The sequence below is a fragment of the Herbaspirillum sp. ST 5-3 genome (assembly GCF_004804275.1).
Lineage (GTDB): Bacteria > Pseudomonadota > Gammaproteobacteria > Burkholderiales > Burkholderiaceae_D > Noviherbaspirillum.
In genome coordinates this window covers 1-17824 of record NZ_STGI01000023.1, presented here as the reverse complement: position 1 = coordinate 17824, position 17824 = coordinate 1, and the positions used below count along the sequence as shown (strand labels likewise).

The window sequence follows — 17824 nt, the reverse complement described above, 5'->3', positions numbered from 1 at the left end:
TGGGGATTGTCGAAACGGATGCAAAGTGAATCGGAGGTAAGTCGCGACGCGAATTGGTTGTGCCTCGTGGCGAATCAGCCGGTACAGGTAGGTCTTTAGCCTTCCTCTTTAACCACGTGGTCAGAATGGAAAAAATGCTCATGTTTTGGAAATTTTCCCGAGAGCCGGCATTCCTAACCGATAACCATTTTCGGGCGCATTTAATAATCCCGACTCACCACAACAGAAACAATCAGGTTGTGACGGATTGTCGATGCTGTAGAAGCTGAGATGGACAAAGTCGATCCAGACGTTGTCCGCCATGAAATCAGTGGCAAGTTTTCGATACCCACGGATCAAGTTCATCAGTGTTGAAACAGCGAAGTCCGCGACCATGCTTGTAAATGGGCCAACTCCCGGGGCCGCCTCCCCGCCGCCCTTCAAATAGTACTCGCGCATTAATGTTTCCTTGTCCAATCTTAGTAAGTCTGGACGTGCGCGCACGGCACGTTCGAACGCAAGCTTATCCTCCGTAACCACTCGTTGGCAGCGCAAGCAAGCACCACTGTCAGGAATAATCACGCTAATCCGGCCGCGGTGATCACGCAGGTACGGGTCACCTTTTTCGTCGGAATCAATTCGACCTGTGAGACCAACGTCTATATATGGCAAACAGTAATAGTACATTGCCTGGTTGAGCACATCCCGTCCGCTGACGTCGTCAGTACATCCAAATAAGATATCCGCGGTCGCAATCGCGTCTACAGCAGCGGGCGATTTATCGACGAATTCTGGAATATGTGTAACCGAGCATGATAGACCCAATGTATCAATATAGTTGGCCAAAGTTTCTGCCTTGTTCTGCCCTACTTCGGCTGCACGGAATCCGCGAACGCGATTCAGATTGGTCGTTTCCAATTGGTCGCCGTCGACGATAACCAACTCGCCTATCCCACAGCGTGCCAACATCGTGGCGAGCGCCGATCCTGTTCCGCCAGCACCAATCACAACGGCACGAAGCGATTGCAGCTTGCGATTGAATGGTTTGCCGAATGCGGACTCCTGCCGTGCAAGCGCAACGAGTTCTCCCTCGATCGCGGTCGAGGCGGCAAGATGAAGCTCTATACCATCCGAAAGCACTGCCACGTGTCGGGCCGGAGTCGATTCAGCAGGCGACGCCCCCGAACGCGTGCGCGCATGCCAATGTCGTTCACAGAGCATCAGCGCGACGAATGTCACGGACGTGCCATTGCAGCCCGCGTAGCCCCGCAAAATGTTCTGTTCATTCAAATCATCGATTCGTGAAAAGCCGTGTGCGCCTTTCGGATGACTATGAACAAAACCCAATTCCAACTCTTCAAGCTCGCACCGCAGGTAGATCTCGGGCAGCATTCGCATGTTGATTCGGACGTGTGTCTCTGAGCTGCTAACGATCCATTCATCCTTTAGTTCGAGAACGTCGACGCAGACAAATCGTGGAGAAGCGTCGAGATCAGCAACCTTCCTGTCCAGTTTCCTGAATAGGGTCAATGCCGCACGCTCATGTCCTTCCGGATGGCTCTCGAGCCAGTTTTTGAGACGCGCGTTTTGGCGCGCCGTGAAAGTGATTCGTGCGCTCACGTACGCTTTGCATCTGGGTTTGCGAATGCCCAAGTTAAACGACTGATGATTTGCTCAATATTGTCGTTTTTTGGGCGCCAAGGCTTGTTATGCCAATGCCGCGACCAGCGAAGGTATTCGACTCCGTCGTGGGTTCGACTATCCTCTCCAGGGCCGCTGATGTTTGGGATGGGCTTTCCGTCTACGCGCTCTAGTCGACAATTCAACCAAAACATGTCTCCGCCCTCGGTGTTGTAGTTTGGCGGAATAATGTAGAGAACATCTACGGAAGTGGACGGAATCTCTCCGACTTTGAATACACCATTTGGGAGAGGAAAACGTTTCAGGATCAAGAAGCGCGATGCCTCGTCTTCGACATACTCCTGTCCGACCTCCTTCAAATACTCGTAATCGCTATCGAAGAGTAGCGACATTTATGCCTCACCCGCCTCAGAACTTGCGTCTTGCGCGTAAAACTTCTCGATGCCAGGCTCGTCCAAATCAAATTTGTCCGTGTTGGCAACAAGGACGCCTGCTTTTCCTTTTCGCTTGATGAATAGGTCCATGCTTTCAGGTATTCCGGGGCCGACGCCGCGTACTTCGGCACCGGTGATTATCTGGTTTGGCCAGTCGTAGGTGTCGTTTTCGATCTTGAAGTGATACTTTTTCACTGGTTGTCCTTTTCGATAACGGTCAGGAGAATCATTAAACGATTTGGCAGCAACTCTAGAACGCTGCGCACGCTGCCGCTTGCCCAGCAGTTACTCCACTACCCAACCTGACATACCCGCTAGAGGCGAAGCCTTTATCTGATACGTAAACGTGGTCCCACTCACTAGATGTTGGGCATTGAGCCAAAAGGCAGACCGCATCTAGTAGTTTGAGTATAAAACCGAGAGTTGGTAATTGCAAGAATTAGCTGATGTTTTATACAGGGTCACGCACACGGATAATCCCACCAGGCCGCCGTGCCGCACGACTTGAAGCTGGTGGCATTCGGCGACGATTTCCTTTCTTATCTACGCTGCATTCCAGTAGCTATCCACTTAGCGCCTGTGCTGCGCAAGCCGAACGGTCCGCCGAATCTCTGCGATGACCTAGTATGGGTCCCTTGCCGGCACGCGGATCTGGTGGACTTCACAAGTTGGTGGCTGACCCGGTAAGCGCGGTAGCCTGCTGCTGAGGGTCGGCCGGGATTACGGTTTTTTTAGCAAAAACATACCTAACCCATTGACCTGAATAAAAAATACGGAACCTAGAACGTCCGTTTAGTTGCGAAGACGATACGCTTGTATCAGGTCCATGGCGTCCTTTCGTACCGTCTCGTAGACGTCATTGGATGACTGTCGAATTTTCTCGACGACCCGGCGATGCTCATCGTTGCTAACCTTGAATTCGATCACCCCGAAACGGCTCGCTATATCTTCGACCGAGGATTTTCCCCAAACGTCCTCGGCCATTCCGTCTGGATGCAGAACCACGCTATGGAAAAAGCCACTTTCACTGCGCCGAGTATTTTCAAATAGCGGCGAAAATCTTACCGCCAAGAGAGCTGCCGGCTGCAATCCGGTCAGTTCACCCATCGCTTCAGCAAACGCTGCACAATGGCCGTACGAGTACTGGGCTGCTTTATGCGCTGGAATACAGGGTTGCATCCTTGCGGGGATCGCAGCAAGAAAGTGAGAATTAGCCCGAATCTCCTCGATTGCGCGCGCAATCTCTGCTTCATTGGGGTGGCATCGTAGAGGCAGCGAAGAGAGCTTTGCTTCGTCGTAGTACCGAGTGTACACCCCCCCATTCCCTAACCCGCGCGTGCGAATCAATTTGAACAGTATCTTCTCGCTGAACTCGCGAATGGACTTGGTCCCGCGAACATCGAAAATCTGATCGTGGTTATTCGCCACATACACCCTTAATGGCTTAAGTTGGTCGAGCGGAATGTCATCCCTGTGTTCTGTCGATGTCGACCACCAGTCCACGTGCAGTAGCCACCCGGTCAGCCGCGCCAGTCCAACGGCGAAGTTAACACAATCGTTGGCCTCCCATTCTTCGATAAGCTGCGGCGCAAATGCCGTGCGCTGTTTGATCTTCGCTTGCCCCATTTCTAAATCCTCACAAAAGCAGTCGTAAATTGACCTCAGCTCTGCCGTCTGCAATTACCGGCAGGCGCTGAATAGCTCCCGGTGCGATCGACCGATGGGACGTGCTTCTTTGTGCGCTACACGTCGACGCTATTGCTTAAACGGTATCGTATTGAGCAGCTGCGGCAAGCGTGTTTCCACCCGTTGTCGCAGTTCACCGTCTGCCATGCATGCCTGCATAAAGGTCTGAACAGCATGGATAACATCGTTGAGAAAGGACGCTGTACCGATCATTACCAAATGGGCGCTGACGGCCGGATCGTACTTATGCTCACCACCGTCGTGATACGCAAACCACTTCACGTCCGGATTATTTTCGTGGAATTGTGCAACGGAGGCGAACGTGTGTAGCACGGAACATCGTGCCCCATACACGTCAACGCCACGATATTGATAAGGCTGGTCAGGATGTGCGACCAAGTATTTTTCCACCCAGTCGATAAAGTCGGCTCGGGTTTGTGTTTCCCGATCTGCCGGCAGTGACAGGCGCGTCATCGTATCAATACAAATGAACGCCATTGCTATGGAGGCCGCCGTCGCTCCAACTTTTTCACATAACTGAATTTCGCCAATCAACGACTTTACACCATCCCACATGCGATGCTCCTCACACCGACCTTCGTGTCTTCCGCCCGAATTCAGTAATTTGAGTATTGTCAGGTTTATTGCGCCACCCTTCTTTTCAGCGCGAGGGTGAACGCTTTAACGCTTTAGGCAGGAATGCGTCGATCTCTTCATCGGAGAACGTCAAATCCTCGCATTCCTGCAGCGCCTTCTGTGCCTTGCGATAGGCTTCATAGGTCGTGCTGGGTGCGCCGCTATAAACGGCATGCAGGTCCTTAAGCAAGACATCTCGTTCGACTTGCATCAGCTCGATGGTTTTTTCGCCCATGGCCAAGTCGGTAATCAGGGACAGGTAACGCTCACGAATGAGCCACAAATCAGCCGCAGCCTGGCGATGCTTCTGTGCCAGCTCGCCCAGGTCGTAGTCCTTGGTATAGGCGTTGAGCACCAGTAGAATCGTCGAGACGGCGGCGCCAAGCATGGCGGCCGTATAGCCTTCGTCAAACACAGTCGCAATGAAGCCGCCGGTCGTGACGGCAGACAGGATCATTTGCCATAGCTTGATCATTGCCAGCCGGGCTAGCAGGATGTCAGCGCACTTTTCGTGCGTCTTATGGGAATACACGACGCGTCCGAAGCACTCGCGCAGCTGTGCCTCGAGCAAACGGCGCGACTCTGGAGTATCGCTAGTCTGGGAATGCAGTTCCAAAGATTTCCCTCCACTGTTTTTTTGCGGACCAATCCTGGTTGTTATTCTGGTAGTTCAGCGCGTCGGTCGTGATGTTATAGCAGCGCCGGGCCTTGTACTGGAAATTACCGGTCTTCCAGACGTATTGGCCACTGCCAGGTGCCCGCCAAAATTGCTGGTTCTCATCCTGCAATGCGAGAAAATCGAAGAATTCACGGCACATCAGGTCGTAGTACAAAAACGACCGGTCGCGATATTCCCACTTTTCGATGAACTGGTAGGCCAGCGTATCGATTAGCAGGCCCGAAACAGGTACGCTCCAGCGGTTTTTCCATTCACGCATCATCCGGCACAACGGAATTAGGTTGCCGTTGCACGCGTTATTCCGATTGCGCATGGCGGCAATTTCTGCACGTGGATTGGTGACTCGCCAGGAACCACCGCCATTGGCGTCGGGGAAGGTGTAGCCACCGTCCGTATTCAAGAAGCCTGGCAGCAACTCAAACGTAATGCCATCGGTGAACGGCACACAAACTACTTGGCCGTCCGCGCCGATGGACGTAACCGAATAGGTGCGTTTGATGGATTCCCGCACCGCCTGCAACAAGGCGGATTGCCCATTACCTGCGTAGGCATCGTATTGCTGGTAAACGTAGTAAGGAAGCTGGAACACCATGTCCACATCGCTGATGCCATGGATCGCGGTATTGCGACCGTAGGAACCCACATACAGGCTATGGGTATCTTCGGAATTGGTTTCCCAGTAGTCGGTGTTCAGGCGCCGCGTGATCGCTCGATAGCGCGTCGAAATGACACCGCCATTCGTCACCGACAGATTCGCGCAAAACGTTGCAAACCATTCCCCTACACCCAAAGCAAACTCCATCCTGATAGCAATCCTGCATGATAGTGCAGAGACTTGGAAAAGTCATTTCAGCCGCTTTGAGGGGCGGTCGGGCTATTTTGCCCTTCGCCGTCTCAGGCAGCCGCATTTTTGCCGGCTTTCGGCGGTTCCCGCGCATCGAGATACGCGCGCAATTCGGCGAGAATGCCCTGCTGCGTCTCGACCTTGGCTTGCGACTGCGCCAGGGCCAGTTCCAGCGTGCGCATCTGCGCGGACTGATGTTCGCTCTTTTCCGAGGCGATCGCCAGCTGCTGCCGCAGTGCTTGCTCCTGCACTTCCTGATCGGCGACCTGTTTTGCCAGCGCGGCGTTTTGCTGTTCGACGGCCTGCAACTGTTCAAGCTTTTGGGCCGTCCGGCGGCCGTGTTCCTGTGCATCGTGCAGGGACTGGCGCGTGTGCGTCAGTTCCGCGATCAGGCGCGCACCGTCCTGATTCAGGCGCGTTATCTCTTCCTGCTTGACGACGATCGTCTGTTGGGCCTGACGCAAGTCGGCCTGCAGTTGCTGGAGTTGCTGCTCATGCCGGCGCTGGTCCTGGTCGCGTTGTTCCTTCACCGATTGCCGGTAATGTTCCAAGGCTTCGTATGCATGCCGATGCTTCTCTTCGAGCGATTTCCGATGTGCCTCGTTCTCGGCTAAGCGCTCCTGGAGATCGGCGGCTTGCTGCTCGGCGGTATGGCGCGCAATCGTTTCCTGTTGCAGCGTATCGCGCGTACGCCCGTGCGCTTCCCGTTCCTGCTGCAGGCCAGTTTCCAGGTGCTGAAGCTGCGCGCGTAGCTGCTCGACTTCCTGATGCGCCACTGTCAGCGCTTCGGTATGCCGGCGCTCTTTGTCGGCGTGATCGGTGCGTAGCGCATCGATTTGGGCCTGCGCCTCGTCCTGCAGCCGTGCCGCCAGGCGTTCCACCAGATCCTGCAGTGCATCGCTGATCGATGCCTTGCGGCCGCCGGCGCCCCCGTCTTCTTCTTCCAGCTCTTTCAGGTACTTGTGAATGGTTGTTTTCGAGCCAGTATTGCCGAGCGCGACGCGCACGGCGTCGACCGAGGGATGCGTGCCTTGGACGAGCAAGGCATCACGGGCCTTCTTGACGTCCGATTTGTAGAGTCCGCTGCGCGCCACGGCACCTCCTGCAAATAAAGTAATATATTACGTACCACGTAATTACATACGATAAACAGCGAGATTTCAAGAAGAAAAAGTAATAAATTACAGATCGGATAATGTAGCGTTATCCGGTATGATGATTCAATTACCGCATTTTCGAACGGCCCACACCGTAACTTGGGTTTCACTCTGCTACAGGAATTCGCATGAGCAAGCTCGACCAGTATCTCGACGCCGCCACGCGCGACAATACCCGGCAAAGCTATCAAGCTGCCGTCCGGCATTTCGAGGTGGACTGGGGCGGCTTCCTGCCAGCCACCGCTGACAGCGTGGCGCGCTATCTGGCCGATCATGCCGAAACGCTAGCCCTCAACACACTGCGCCAGCGCCTGGCCGCGCTCGCGCAATGGCATATCAGCCAAGGCTTTCCCGATCCGACCAAAGCGCCGATCGTGCGCAAGACCTTCCGCGGCATCCAGGCACTCCATCCGGCCCAAGAAAAGCGGGCCAAACCGCTGCAGCTCGACGACCTGGAGCAGATCGAAGAATGGCTCGATGCGGCCGTCGAGATCGCGCGCCGTCAGCACGACCGCGGCGCCGAACTGCGCCATTTGCGCAACAAGGCACTGCTGCTGCTCGGCTTCTGGCGCGGCTTCCGCGGCGACGAATTGACGCGTCTGCTGATCGAGCATGTCGAGGTGGTGGTGGGCGAAGGCATGACGTGCTATTTCCCGCAAACGAAAAACGACCGGCGCTACGCGGGCACCACCTTCAAGGCCCCTGCCCTGTCGCGCCTGTGCCCGGTCGAAGCCTACGCCGCCTGGACTTCGGCTGCCCAGTTGAAGTCCGGTCCTGTGTTCCGCGCGATCGACCGTTGGGGACACGTGAACGAGATGGGATTGCATATCGACAGCCTGCTGCCGCTCTTGAGGACTATTCTGGCCGACTCCGGCATCGCAGCATCCGGCCTGTACAGCAGCCACTCGTTGCGCCGCGGTTTCGCCAACTGGGCCACGTCGAACGGATGGGACCTGAAAATGCTGATGGAATATGTCGGGTGGAAGAACGTCCAGTCGGCCATGCGCTACATTGAGGCGGCCGACCCGTTTGGCCAACGCCGTATCGAGCAGGCCTTGGCGACGCGCGCGCGGCTGGCGGTGCTCGAACGCTGATCAGCGCACATTTTCGGATTCAGCGATCCTGATATTTATACGGCTGGCTGGCGTTCTTCGGGCAGCGGCACAAGCTGTGCGGCACCGACGTGACCGAAATGCAAAATATTACTCATGTGCTCCGCTTGACGTTGAACATATCGGATTTTCCGTACGACCATAACCCTCCTGATAAGCAGGAGGTACTATGCAGCAAGCTGTTATATTCACGTATCGCAAATTTAAACCGTCAACCGACGCTGTAACAGCCATCCTTTTTGTAATGGATTTCATGTTCGTACATGAAAAATGGTGGCGAAGGAACCGGCAGTGATTCTTTTTCTAGATTTTGATGGCGTCCTGCATCCCGAGACCATCGGGGCACTTGCGCCTGGAACAGTGCGCTCTGCCGGCGACTTTTCGCACTTACACCATTTCGAAAAGGTGATGCGGGAGTATGCACAAGTCGAGATTGTTATCAGCTCGGCATGGCGCGAAACGAATTCTCTTGAAACACTACGAGGTTACTTTGCGCCTGATATCGCCGCTCGCATTATCGGTGTAACGCCAGTAATGCCTGCAAGTCTGGATGCACGAAGGGAAAGAGAGATTCGTACCTGGCTAATGGAGGCTGGTCGCGAAAATGAGCCACTTATCGCCATCGATGACTGGGCACTACTATTTTCTGAAAACTGCGACTTTTTGTTTTGGGTAGATCCAGAAACTGCCTTTGATGAGGCGGCGGCTGAAGCGCTGCGACAACGATTGCAGAGAATCACATCTAGCTAAAGTGAATTGATACCTGAATATACTTTAGTCAACTCGTCGTGGGATCAACTCTTCAGTTCCGGACTTGGTGATGGCCAGCCTGTCGCTTTCTTTCCACCCCATCTGGTCGAATAATTCAGTGGGTATTGCCAGCTTTTGGTCACCACTGCCATCACAGGCGTCCCGAATCGTCGTGGGCGAAATCGAAGGCGACGATGGAAGATGCTTTGGCAGAGTCGTCAGCAAGATTGCATCATCATCCGGAAGCCCTAACCAGTTCGCGCATAGACCACCGGAGTAGTCAGTCCAGGCATAGACAACATCGTCATCCGTAACCTGTTTACCCGCTGCCTGCAATCCATGAGTCAATCGATCTCGAAATGTCGGGATGGCTAGTTCGATGGTGCGAATAATTGAAAAAGGTGATCGCGTTACCTGGAACGAAAAGGTGGTCGCATCTGAAAAGCTCACATCGCGCTGTATACCCGCCGCTGAACTTGGTGAGACGAAATAAGCGGGAAAAGCTTGCAAAGGGGGAATGAAAAGTCCCCTTTATTCTTTCCATGAATGATATATACTATGGATATCAGATATGCGAGGTTGAAATGCGAGCTTTGGTAGATATTCCGGACAGACAAATCGATGATTTGACAGTGATTTGCGAGGCAAAGAAATTGTCTCGTGCTGAGGCGATTCGGCAAGCTATTGCGGCCTATATCGAAAGGAACAAACCGAGCGCAGTAGATGCCTTTGGCCTTTGGAAGAATCGTAAAGTTGACGGATTGGAGTATCAAGAACAGGCGCGCTCAGAATGGTAAAAGCGCTGTTTGATACGAACATCCTGATTGATTATCTGAACGGGTTCGAACAGGCAAAAGCCGAGCTTGAAAGATACTCCGATAAGGCAATTAGCCTTATTACTTGGATGGAGGTATTAGTGGGTGCCACACCGGACACAGCAAGCACGATTCGTGGCTTTCTGAACGGTTTTCAGAGTCTGCCAATTGATGAGAAAGTAAGCGATCTCGCTGTTGCGATCCGTCAGAAACATCGGGTCAAGCTGCCGGACGCCATTGTATGGGCGACGGCGCAAGTAAATGGCCGAATTCTTGTAACACGCAACACCAAAGACTTTGCGCATGACGAGCCGGGAATACGAATTCCCTATCATGTATAGCACCAAGGAAATCAGCGAAATGGAAAGCCCGACTTTTTCACAGATTGAACTGATAGAAATCTCGGACGCAATAAGCGAAGTGCTTGGGCGTCTGATAACTGCCGGTTTCGAATCGAAATGAATTCTGACACGTCCCGCCAAATCGAGCCCGCTTTACTGTAATTAATTTGCCAGCGAATCTCACAGCAAGTCTCACCGGTCATTGCATTTTGATTCATTGGTAAGTGTTCGAAATTGCTTTAAAACCATCGATTTGCCTCATCACTTATTGAATATTTCACAGTTCTGCGCGCACCTGCGGCGCCCATCAAACGGCCGCCATTTTCGAATGCTGCGATCAATGGTGGTTTGCCGGGCCTGTCGTTGTCTCAACTGATGTTGGTATACCGCCGAGGCGAAATACGCGCAATCTAAGCATCTCACCGACAGGTTGGAACTGGAAATCAGGAATCCATGAGGTGATATCCGTTCTTAATCGCACGCGGTCACAATAGATAACATTGTCCGTATAGTTGCCCATGCGACGTGCCAATGCCGCCTTCCACTCGGTTGAGGCATCCGGGTTCCCGGCAGTCGAATTCGAGAGGAGGAACGCCGCGATCAGTTCAGCATACCGCAATTGTTTGAAAATCTGATACAAGGCACTGCTCGCAATGATTTGGCGCAGTTGACGATAGCATTCGGCGCGAAGAATAAGCGACCTCGGCAGCAGATAGTCGACTGGATATACCCGCGCGCTTCCAGCCATGTAATGCCTGAGCTGCTCACGCACAGCTATTGCGCCTTTGACGGGATCTGTCCCGCACCAGTAATCCATCGCATCATCAACAAACTTGACTATAGGTGTTCTAACCTTGGGATCCGCGGAGCCTTGTTCGCGCGCCGCGGCATTGGACAGCCAGCGGCTATCGTAATTCATCAGACGATCCAATTCACTTTCAAGCTGATTGGGTTCTACGGGAAGCATGTAATCGACGACCGAGAGGTTGCGGAGGACGGCTGACGGGAGCAAAAGTCGATTCGTAAAAGTTGAGCAGTAGCCTGTCATGTAGTAGTAAATCTGATTCGCACGTCCTTTATGGACATGCCAGTATCCGTCGCACTTGCGCTTGGCGTCCGTCAGCCCCGCGAGAAACGGACCAAAGGCTGCAAGTATTCGTTCGTCTGACAGTCGCCGGATGCTCGCCAAAAACGTGGTCCCTTCTGGGGAAAGCGACTTTCTGCATGAGCGGCACACGTATATGGAGGTTGTGCGAAATTCTGGTCTGCCAAATTGAATCGGATTTCCACACCATGTACAACGACGTTGAAACGGACAAGCGTGAATCGGACATGTTTCCATGCCCAATAATTGGGGAAGGTCCGAGTGAAATCCTGCCTGTAAACAGTCAAGGCAGATGGAAAATTCATCCCGTGGGAGCAATTTCGCTAGCGGATGGACCAGCAACGGCCACTCGCTCGGCATATTAGCGTGCACGGCCGTGTGGGCCGCGCCCCAATTTTCTCGTATGCTGTGCTGGAATGCCTGAAACTGCATGTAAGAAGCCTCGTTAATCCAGGCAAGCTTGACTAGCAAGGATGCGTCACTTTCAAAGGGATGCGCCAGTCTTGGACTCCAAAGAAGCGTCCGCCTGCGCCTTTTTGAGAGCGGCATGGTTACCCTCCTGGGACTGAAGATGCCGAAATGACGACCAAGTGTTTCAGATATCCTGAGTCCTGCAAGATCGCCTTCCACCATGTCGCTGATTTGGCTTGTTCCGGCTCACCCGATGCACCAAGGGATGTCAATGCCATTTCGATAGCCTGGGTGAGATTGCGCATTCCAATCACCGGTGAAAAAATTTGAAGCTGCGAGGCTGCCGTTTCAATTGCCTTCCACATAATTGGCGCTGTGTTGCCGAGACGAAATCCACGCGAGTACAGCTGCGGGATATAGGCCGCAGTAATACAAGTGCTGCTACCGTGCGGAAATTGCATCTTGGTTGGGTCATCGAGCTGACAAAGGATGGCCTTGAGATCGTCTTCGCAGGTGGCACCGAAAAGAGCGAGCGGATTTTCGAGAAATCGGCCGATCGCATCTCTCCGGCGCAAGCTGATGAGTTCATCTCGTCTTTCCAGCAATTCGGGCTGTCCAACAAGTATCACGATCGGTGATATGCCGTATTTTTCCAAATGGTTGGTCAAATCGATAACGTAGGAATATTCAAAGGGTTTGATACGCTGCGCTTCGTCCAGGACGATAAGAACACGAGGATCATGGGTTTCCGCGCAACGTACAAGAAGATGTCGAATCATGGCCGTTCGGATATCGTCGCCATCACCGCTAACGGGAATGTCCATGTGCATATCGGTGGCTAACCCTTTGAAGAAACGCGAGTCGGAGCGCGTCTTTCTATCAACCATGACTGCATTGACGCATGTCACGCCGGGATACTTATTCTTAATCTCAGAAAGAACATACTGAATCGCCCTCGACTTGCCAATGCGCGACGGCCCATAGATCGCGACTCCTGTAGCCATGCGCTCGACCTCGAGAGAGACGACATCCAAGAGGTCCGTCATCATCGGAGTAACAAGCTCGTAATCGCGTTTGCTCGTCGGAAAACGGCCGGCCGGCACTTGTAGATGATGCAGCGCTTCCATTACTTGCCTCCTCGTTGCTTTTCTCGCGCCAAGAGCGCTTCCCTTGCCCTGACGGCAGCCGATTTTGTCGTCGCCAGCGCGGCATCGGGAACTGGCGGGGATTTCAACACCACCTCCGCTATACCTGTCGCCTGCATCATTCTCTGCAGCTCAATTGCGCCTTTAACGACGCCACCACGAGGACGCTTCTCGTTCTTCGTCAAGATCTTGCGTGCCTTCTTTGCGAGCATGGTGCTGATCAATTCCGGACTTTGCCCATGCTGGCCGAACTTGAGGGACTTATCTCGAAAGACGGCACGCCGGATTTCGTGCGTATGGTCTGTCATGCCCCAGATACCGTCGGCTTTCAGTTGACCAAGGGGGCGACCGTTCAGTTCGAATGCTTTCAGGTAGCGTAGATTCTGAGCTATATGGACGGCGATACGCTCTCCCAACAAATCGAGTCGACGACTGAGTGCCTCGTTCGTGTATTTGCAGCCCATGTAGCTGACATACAGGTTGGGATTGTCCGCGCTACGTTGCCGTACCGGCCGGTAAACCACCTGTTCGCCGATCTCAGGAGTCAGAGCCATAGCAGGAGGCAATCGACGAAGGATTGGATGATCTACGCTCTTCAAGTAATCATCGATGACATGCAACGGAGTCTGGTAGAGCAGACCATGGGCCACGTCCGTATTGATCTCGCCCAGCGTGCCGTAGAATGCGAGACAAAGGTCATCATGATCGATATCGTAGGCAATCGCTTGTTCCGCAGGAGGTCGTCTACTCCCGCCTCCTTTGTCAAGCCCGGTCGTTGAGGGAAGGCGGTCGAACTTGCCCTTGACGATCCGGCTAAAAGTCCCTTCGATACGAGGGCGCCCACTCCAGCTGCCAAGCGGCCCATAGCAGGTCTGCGCACCAAGGCGCTTCGTCGCTTCGAGATATTGATCGCTTATATGGATCTTTGCATTGTCAATGTATGCCGCTGACCATACGCACCCGGCAAGCCTCGGGTCGAAATCACATGTACGGAATGGGGGCGCCGGTTTCCCGCTCGGCAGCGCGACGACGTAATTTGGAATTACCGCGGAGCGGATTGCTTCGATTAGAGCATCAGCTTTCGCTTCCGGGCTAAGGCAGACAGCCCCACCGAGAATGCCACCGGTTCCCCGATCGACAATTGCGATGCCAACGGCACGCTCCGCAGGTATTTTTTTTGTGATGCCGTCGACGATGATGCGGACCGTACCAATACCGTGCAGCTTGTGCTCGTCAATCTCGACCTCATCAAAGGGCCGCGATCGTGTGCGTCGATGTTGGCCGCCCGACATAACGGAGATATTCGCAACTTGGTTCTTGTCGCCATATGCAGCGATGTATTCTGCCGCGTTCTGGTCTTTGATTTTCTGAACGAGCCGGGAAAGGCTTGAATAGAACGGAATTTCCGTATTAAACGGATATTGTTCTTTTTTGTAGCCTCGCTCGGTTAGCGTCGCCGTAAGCCATTTTTGCAGCGCTAGGATCGAAACCTTGCTTTCCTTTCGCCCTTTGATTTTTCCCAGTACGCGCGCCTCTAGTTCCGGATACAGCCCTTCAGCGGAGAGCACATGCACCAGGCCGCCTTTGCATTGGGGGCCGGTCGGGTACGCTCCAGTCGGGAGCGTCTTTCGCCGGTTTTGTGTCTTCGTATGAAGAAATTTGACGAGCGCGCAGAAGCCCAGCCGAATTCCTTCATCGTCCTTTACCATCGCGCGCGCAAGCTGCTCCTGTACCTGTGAGATTCGGAGCCTATATTTTGTTTCGATGAGAGTGACTTTTTCTCCGGCAAGGTAATCGACGATAGCCGCTTCGAATCGTTGGTATCGCTTTCGCTCGTCATCCGTCCACCCACTCGTGTCTGGACGGCGCCACTCCCAAGTTTCCCTGTCTTCAGGTGCGATGTTCCGACGCGCTAGGCGCGGCGCTGGAGGAAAGGCGGTTTTGATGCTCATCCCACCCTCCGCGGATAAAGAACAGTCTCCAACCCAAAAACTTTACTCGACAGGTCGGCGTCAAGTACCCCTTTTTGGACGAGCCGGAAAATCGCCGCAAGAAGAAGAGGTTCGTGATTAGGAATATAGGATGCCAGTACTTGGGAAACCGTTCTCGGCATGTCCATCACGACGAAGCGGACGTTGTACTCGAACGGAGCTAAATCAAAGTCGAGGGCGGACCAGATGTATGCCAGCCCTTGGCGCCAGTTTTGAATGAGGACGCTGTGCTTGTTCAGGTCGGCAGTCGTTACCAAGCGCCACTTGGCTTGGTATTTCTCCGCCAAGTCGATTTGCGCGAGTATTTGGTCTGAGCTATTTTTTCGGAGCTGAGCAGCGTCGGAGTCTGTCTTAACCTCACGCCATTCGACCTCATTGGAGCGCAGAGTGCAAATCGCGTCCGGAATTGTTCCCTGTGGCCCATCGGATCCGCGTCCAATTTCCTTTTTAGATGGAATTGTGTAGCTAACAACGTTTGGGTCGCCCTCCATCCAAAGCAAATGATAGTAATTCGGGGTGCCTTGCAATGAAAAATAAAAACCACCTTTGGGTGCATACCCAGTCCAAACATCATATTTGCGGCGTCCGCGCCTCTGGATAGCGGAACGTAATTCAGCTTGCCACTCCTTCGCTGGTTTTGACATCGCATGCTCCCAAAATGTCGAGCTAAACGAAGCCCAACCTTGACAGAGAGCTCTTGTCGAACTACTGTGCAAAGTGTTCAAGTAAGAAATTCTGTCCTGGGATCCATGGCGGTGGATGACAGGGCGTACGAAATGACCAACTTACATGGTTGGGGCTCCACAAATGAAAACGGCCGGCATGCAACCGGCCGTTTTTCTTTTTTAGGAGCAAATTTCACAAAGTCAAGAACACTCTTTTGCCTTGGAAGCAGTTTTTCTTTTTCTGCGAATTTTATGCAAACCACTTTGGAGAATTGGAAAATGAGGGCGACCTATTTTGCATAAATCTCACTCTTTTTTAGGTTTTGTTTCCTGGCTCAACTATGACGGGAAAAAGCGAAATTTGTGCACACGCTCTAAAGAGCGTTCGCAACTGTCTTAACGAACGGCGCCACTTCTTTCACCGCTCGCGAGGGAGAAATTGAGATGGAAGCACGAGCGCCCGCAACCGTTTCTCCGATTATCTGGGAGAGAAGCGCCGAAGCCGGACATTGCGCATAGCCGCCGGCCTGCATCTCGGCACCCCACTCTTCCAAACCTGGAGCCTGGCTCAGGCAGGGAGTTTGTATTCCTTGAACTGCTCACGAACCTTGTTTTTCAGGACCTTGCCGGTAGCGCCGAGAGGCAGCGCATCGACAAAAGTGACATCGTCCGGCGTCCACCACTTTGCGATCTTGCCGTCATAGAACTGGATCAGATCCTCCTTACTCACCTCGGCGCCGGGCTTTTTCACCACTACCAGCAACGGCCGCTCATCCCATTTCGGATGGAACACGCCGACACATGCCGCCTGTTGCACCGCCGGATGCGCCATCGCTATGTTTTCCAGATCAATCGAGCCGATCCACTCGCCGCCGGACTTGATCACGTCCTTGCTGCGGTCGGTGATCTGCATGTACCCGTCCGGACTGATGGTGGCGACATCGCCGGTCGGGAACCAGCCTTCCTGCAGCACGCCGCCGCCCTCACCCTTGAAATAGCTGTTGATGACCCACGGCCCCTTGACCAGCAGGTTGCCGTAGGTCTGGCCGTCCCAAGGCAGCTCCTTGCCGGCATCGTCGACGATCTTCATGTCGACGCCAAAGATTGCGTGACCCTGCTTTTCCAGGATCGCCTGCTTCTGCTCTTCAGGCAGGCCCAGATGATGGCTCTGCAAGGTGCAGGCGGTGCCGAGCGGCGACATTTCCGTCATGCCCCAGGTATGGAGCACTTCGACGCCATAGTCGTTGCGAAAGGTCTTCATCATCGCCGGCGGGCAGGCCGAGCCGCCGGTCACCATGCGCTTGAAAGTGGAGAACTTCAGCTTGTTCTGACTGACGTGGTTCAGCAGCCCGAGCCAGACAGTCGGCACGCCTCCGGAGACAGTCACCTTCTCCTGTTCGAACAGTTCGTACAGCGATTTGCCGTCGAGCGAAGAACCCGGAAGCACCAGTTTGGCACCGACCATAGGTACGGTGTAGGGCAGTCCCCAGGCGTTTACATGGAACATCGGCACCACCGGCAGCACGGTGTCGCGTGCGGAAATGTTCAGTGCATCGGGCATCGCCGACGCATAGGAATGCAGCACGGTGGAACGGTGCGAATACAGGACACCCTTCGGATTGCCGGTGGTACCGGAGGTGTAGCACAGGCTGGAGGCGGAATTCTCGTCGAACTGCGACCAGTCATACAGCTCGGAACTGGCGTCAATCAGTGCCTCGTAGCACATCAGGTTCGGAATACTGGTCTTGTCTGGCATGCTGCTGAGGCCACACATCATCACATAGCCCTTGACTGTCTTGCAGTGTGCGTGAAAGGACTCTACCAGCGGCAGCAAATTCAGGTCAAAGAACAGGTACTGGTCTTCGGCATGGTTGACGATGTAGGCGATCTGCTCCGGATGCAGGCGCGGATTAATGGTGTGCATTACCGCACCGGATCCCGAGATCGCGTAGTAAAGCTCCATGTGGCGATAGCCGTTCCAGGCTAAGGTTGCCACCCGATCGCCCACTTCCACGCCGAGGCCCGAAAGAGCATTCGCCATTTGACGGGATCGCCTGTGGCATTCCGTGTAGGTGTATCGGTGGATATCGCCTTCCGCCCGCCGCGAGACGATCTCTTGATTCCCGTGATATCGGTCAGCATGCCGAATGACACAGGAAGTAAGCAAAGGCTGGCTCATCATTTGGCCCATGACCGGGCTCATCGGATATTGCGACATGTAGTTCAGTTTTATTGATTTACGTTGAATGATGGCTCCGTCATCCCAATTGCGTTGCGCCGCACCGGTTCGAACGATGGCTCGGACAAGGTCGTGCGGGAAAACTGAAGCCGTGTGAGTGTTCAGACTTCGAGCCACTCCTTGCGCACGTTGGCATTCTTGCGCAAGTCGTCCGGCGTCCCTTCAAACACGATGGATCCGTGGCCCATCACATA

18 protein-coding genes and 1 pseudogene are annotated in these 17824 nt (G+C 53.8%); 4 read left to right on the top strand and 15 right to left on the bottom strand.

Translation table 11 applies throughout. From position 1 onward, the window contains the following. Positions 1 to 138 precede the first annotated feature (138 nt). The 8 genes from E6W33_RS26335 to E6W33_RS26300 form a co-directional block, all read right to left on the bottom strand. Positions 139 to 1599, bottom strand: a complete 1461-nt coding sequence (locus E6W33_RS26335) for a ThiF family adenylyltransferase (protein WP_136420357.1) — start codon at positions 1597 to 1599, stop codon at positions 139 to 141. Next, positions 1596 to 2012, bottom strand: a complete 417-nt coding sequence (locus E6W33_RS26330) for an E2/UBC family protein (protein ID WP_136420356.1) — start codon at positions 2010 to 2012, stop codon at positions 1596 to 1598. The genes E6W33_RS26335 and E6W33_RS26330 overlap by 4 nt, the downstream gene beginning before the upstream one ends. Beyond that, positions 2013 to 2249 carry a multiubiquitin domain-containing protein gene (locus E6W33_RS26325; protein ID WP_168798776.1) on the bottom strand — a complete coding sequence of 79 codons (237 nt, stop codon included), beginning with the start codon at positions 2247 to 2249 and terminating at the stop codon, positions 2013 to 2015. Between the two features lie 597 nt (positions 2250 to 2846). Continuing rightward, a complete protein-coding gene (locus E6W33_RS26320) occupies positions 2847 to 3680 on the bottom strand; it encodes a hypothetical protein (RefSeq protein WP_136420354.1) in 834 nt (277 codons plus the stop codon). A 129-nt stretch (positions 3681 to 3809) separates the two neighbouring features. After that, positions 3810 to 4316, bottom strand: a complete 507-nt coding sequence (locus E6W33_RS26315) for a hypothetical protein (RefSeq protein ID WP_136420353.1) — start codon at positions 4314 to 4316, stop codon at positions 3810 to 3812. A gap of 85 nt (positions 4317 to 4401) precedes the next feature. Beyond that, positions 4402 to 4992, bottom strand: a complete 591-nt coding sequence (locus E6W33_RS26310) for an SLATT domain-containing protein (RefSeq protein ID WP_136420352.1) — start codon at positions 4990 to 4992, stop codon at positions 4402 to 4404. Further along, complete coding sequence (locus tag E6W33_RS26305) at positions 4970 to 5857, bottom strand: nucleotidyltransferase (RefSeq protein WP_247869803.1); 888 nt, start codon at positions 5855 to 5857, stop codon at positions 4970 to 4972. Before E6W33_RS26305 ends, E6W33_RS26310 begins: the two co-directional genes overlap by 23 nt. Before the next feature lie 92 nt (positions 5858 to 5949). Beyond that, positions 5950 to 6993 (bottom strand): DNA-binding protein, encoded by a 1044-nt coding sequence (locus tag E6W33_RS26300; RefSeq protein WP_136420351.1) that lies wholly within the window; start codon positions 6991 to 6993, stop codon positions 5950 to 5952. Between the two features lie 191 nt (positions 6994 to 7184). Here E6W33_RS26300 and E6W33_RS26295 point away from each other — a divergent pair, with 191 nt between their 5' ends. Continuing rightward, complete coding sequence (locus E6W33_RS26295; protein WP_136420350.1) at positions 7185 to 8150, top strand: tyrosine-type recombinase/integrase; 966 nt, start codon at positions 7185 to 7187, stop codon at positions 8148 to 8150. A gap of 288 nt (positions 8151 to 8438) precedes the next feature. Then, entirely contained in the window at positions 8439 to 8918 is a 480-nt protein-coding gene (locus E6W33_RS26290) for an HAD domain-containing protein (RefSeq protein ID WP_136420349.1), read from the top strand. Between the two features lie 24 nt (positions 8919 to 8942). Here the strand turns inward: E6W33_RS26290 and E6W33_RS26285 are convergent, their stop codons facing one another. Beyond that, complete coding sequence (locus tag E6W33_RS26285) at positions 8943 to 9428, bottom strand: hypothetical protein (RefSeq protein WP_136420348.1); 486 nt, start codon at positions 9426 to 9428, stop codon at positions 8943 to 8945. Positions 9429 to 9502: 74 nt separating this feature from the next. On the opposite strand from E6W33_RS26285, the gene E6W33_RS26280 reads away from it, so the two are divergent. Both E6W33_RS26280 and E6W33_RS26275 read left to right on the top strand, forming a co-directional pair. After that, on the top strand, positions 9503 to 9715 hold the full coding sequence (locus tag E6W33_RS26280; protein WP_136420347.1) for a ribbon-helix-helix protein, CopG family: 213 nt from the start codon (positions 9503 to 9505) through the stop codon (positions 9713 to 9715). Beyond that, on the top strand, positions 9709 to 10074 hold the full coding sequence (locus E6W33_RS26275) for a type II toxin-antitoxin system VapC family toxin (RefSeq protein WP_136420346.1): 366 nt from the start codon (positions 9709 to 9711) through the stop codon (positions 10072 to 10074). Before E6W33_RS26280 ends, E6W33_RS26275 begins: the two co-directional genes overlap by 7 nt. A gap of 337 nt (positions 10075 to 10411) precedes the next feature. Here the strand turns inward: E6W33_RS26275 and E6W33_RS26270 are convergent, their stop codons facing one another. From E6W33_RS26270 to E6W33_RS27715, 6 genes and pseudogenes are all read right to left on the bottom strand, one after another. Then, positions 10412 to 11728, bottom strand: a complete 1317-nt coding sequence (locus tag E6W33_RS26270) for a hypothetical protein (RefSeq protein WP_136420345.1) — start codon at positions 11726 to 11728, stop codon at positions 10412 to 10414. 2 nt (positions 11729 to 11730) lie between these two features. Then, entirely contained in the window at positions 11731 to 12717 is a 987-nt protein-coding gene (locus E6W33_RS26265; RefSeq protein ID WP_136420344.1) for an ATP-binding protein, read from the bottom strand. Beyond that, positions 12717 to 14687: a hypothetical protein gene (locus E6W33_RS26260; RefSeq protein ID WP_136420343.1), complete on the bottom strand. Its 1971-nt coding sequence runs from the start codon at positions 14685 to 14687 to the stop codon at positions 12717 to 12719. The genes E6W33_RS26265 and E6W33_RS26260 overlap by 1 nt, the downstream gene beginning before the upstream one ends. Further along, positions 14684 to 15370 carry a hypothetical protein gene (locus tag E6W33_RS26255; RefSeq protein WP_136420342.1) on the bottom strand — a complete coding sequence of 229 codons (687 nt, stop codon included), beginning with the start codon at positions 15368 to 15370 and terminating at the stop codon, positions 14684 to 14686. The genes E6W33_RS26260 and E6W33_RS26255 overlap by 4 nt, the downstream gene beginning before the upstream one ends. Before the next feature lie 589 nt (positions 15371 to 15959). Next, positions 15960 to 17609 carry a 3-(methylthio)propionyl-CoA ligase gene (locus tag E6W33_RS26250; protein WP_136420341.1) on the bottom strand — a complete coding sequence of 550 codons (1650 nt, stop codon included), beginning with the start codon at positions 17607 to 17609 and terminating at the stop codon, positions 15960 to 15962. Positions 17610 to 17731: 122 nt separating this feature from the next. Beyond that, a pseudogene (locus E6W33_RS27715) lies at positions 17732 to 17824 on the bottom strand (ABC transporter ATP-binding protein); the annotation flags it as partial.

Coding starts and splice junctions, on each gene's coding strand:
- E6W33_RS26275 (WP_136420346.1), top strand. CDS start 9,709: ATGGTAAAAGCGCTGTTTGATACGAACATCCTGATTGATTATCTGAAC.
- E6W33_RS26330 (WP_136420356.1), bottom strand. CDS start 2,012: ATGTCGCTACTCTTCGATAGCGATTACGAGTATTTGAAGGAGGTCGGA.
- E6W33_RS26280 (WP_136420347.1), top strand. CDS start 9,503: ATGCGAGCTTTGGTAGATATTCCGGACAGACAAATCGATGATTTGACA.
- E6W33_RS26315 (WP_136420353.1), bottom strand. CDS start 4,316: ATGTGGGATGGTGTAAAGTCGTTGATTGGCGAAATTCAGTTATGTGAA.
- E6W33_RS26295 (WP_136420350.1), top strand. CDS start 7,185: ATGAGCAAGCTCGACCAGTATCTCGACGCCGCCACGCGCGACAATACC.
- E6W33_RS26290 (WP_136420349.1), top strand. CDS start 8,439: ATGGTGGCGAAGGAACCGGCAGTGATTCTTTTTCTAGATTTTGATGGC.
- E6W33_RS26260 (WP_136420343.1), bottom strand. CDS start 14,687: ATGAGCATCAAAACCGCCTTTCCTCCAGCGCCGCGCCTAGCGCGTCGG.
- E6W33_RS26255 (WP_136420342.1), bottom strand. CDS start 15,370: ATGTCAAAACCAGCGAAGGAGTGGCAAGCTGAATTACGTTCCGCTATC.
- E6W33_RS26265 (WP_136420344.1), bottom strand. CDS start 12,717: ATGGAAGCGCTGCATCATCTACAAGTGCCGGCCGGCCGTTTTCCGACG.
- E6W33_RS26270 (WP_136420345.1), bottom strand. CDS start 11,728: ATGCCGCTCTCAAAAAGGCGCAGGCGGACGCTTCTTTGGAGTCCAAGA.
- E6W33_RS26250 (WP_136420341.1), bottom strand. CDS start 17,609: ATGTCGCAATATCCGATGAGCCCGGTCATGGGCCAAATGATGAGCCAG.
- E6W33_RS26305 (WP_247869803.1), bottom strand. CDS start 5,857: ATGGAGTTTGCTTTGGGTGTAGGGGAATGGTTTGCAACGTTTTGCGCG.
- E6W33_RS26320 (WP_136420354.1), bottom strand. CDS start 3,680: ATGGGGCAAGCGAAGATCAAACAGCGCACGGCATTTGCGCCGCAGCTT.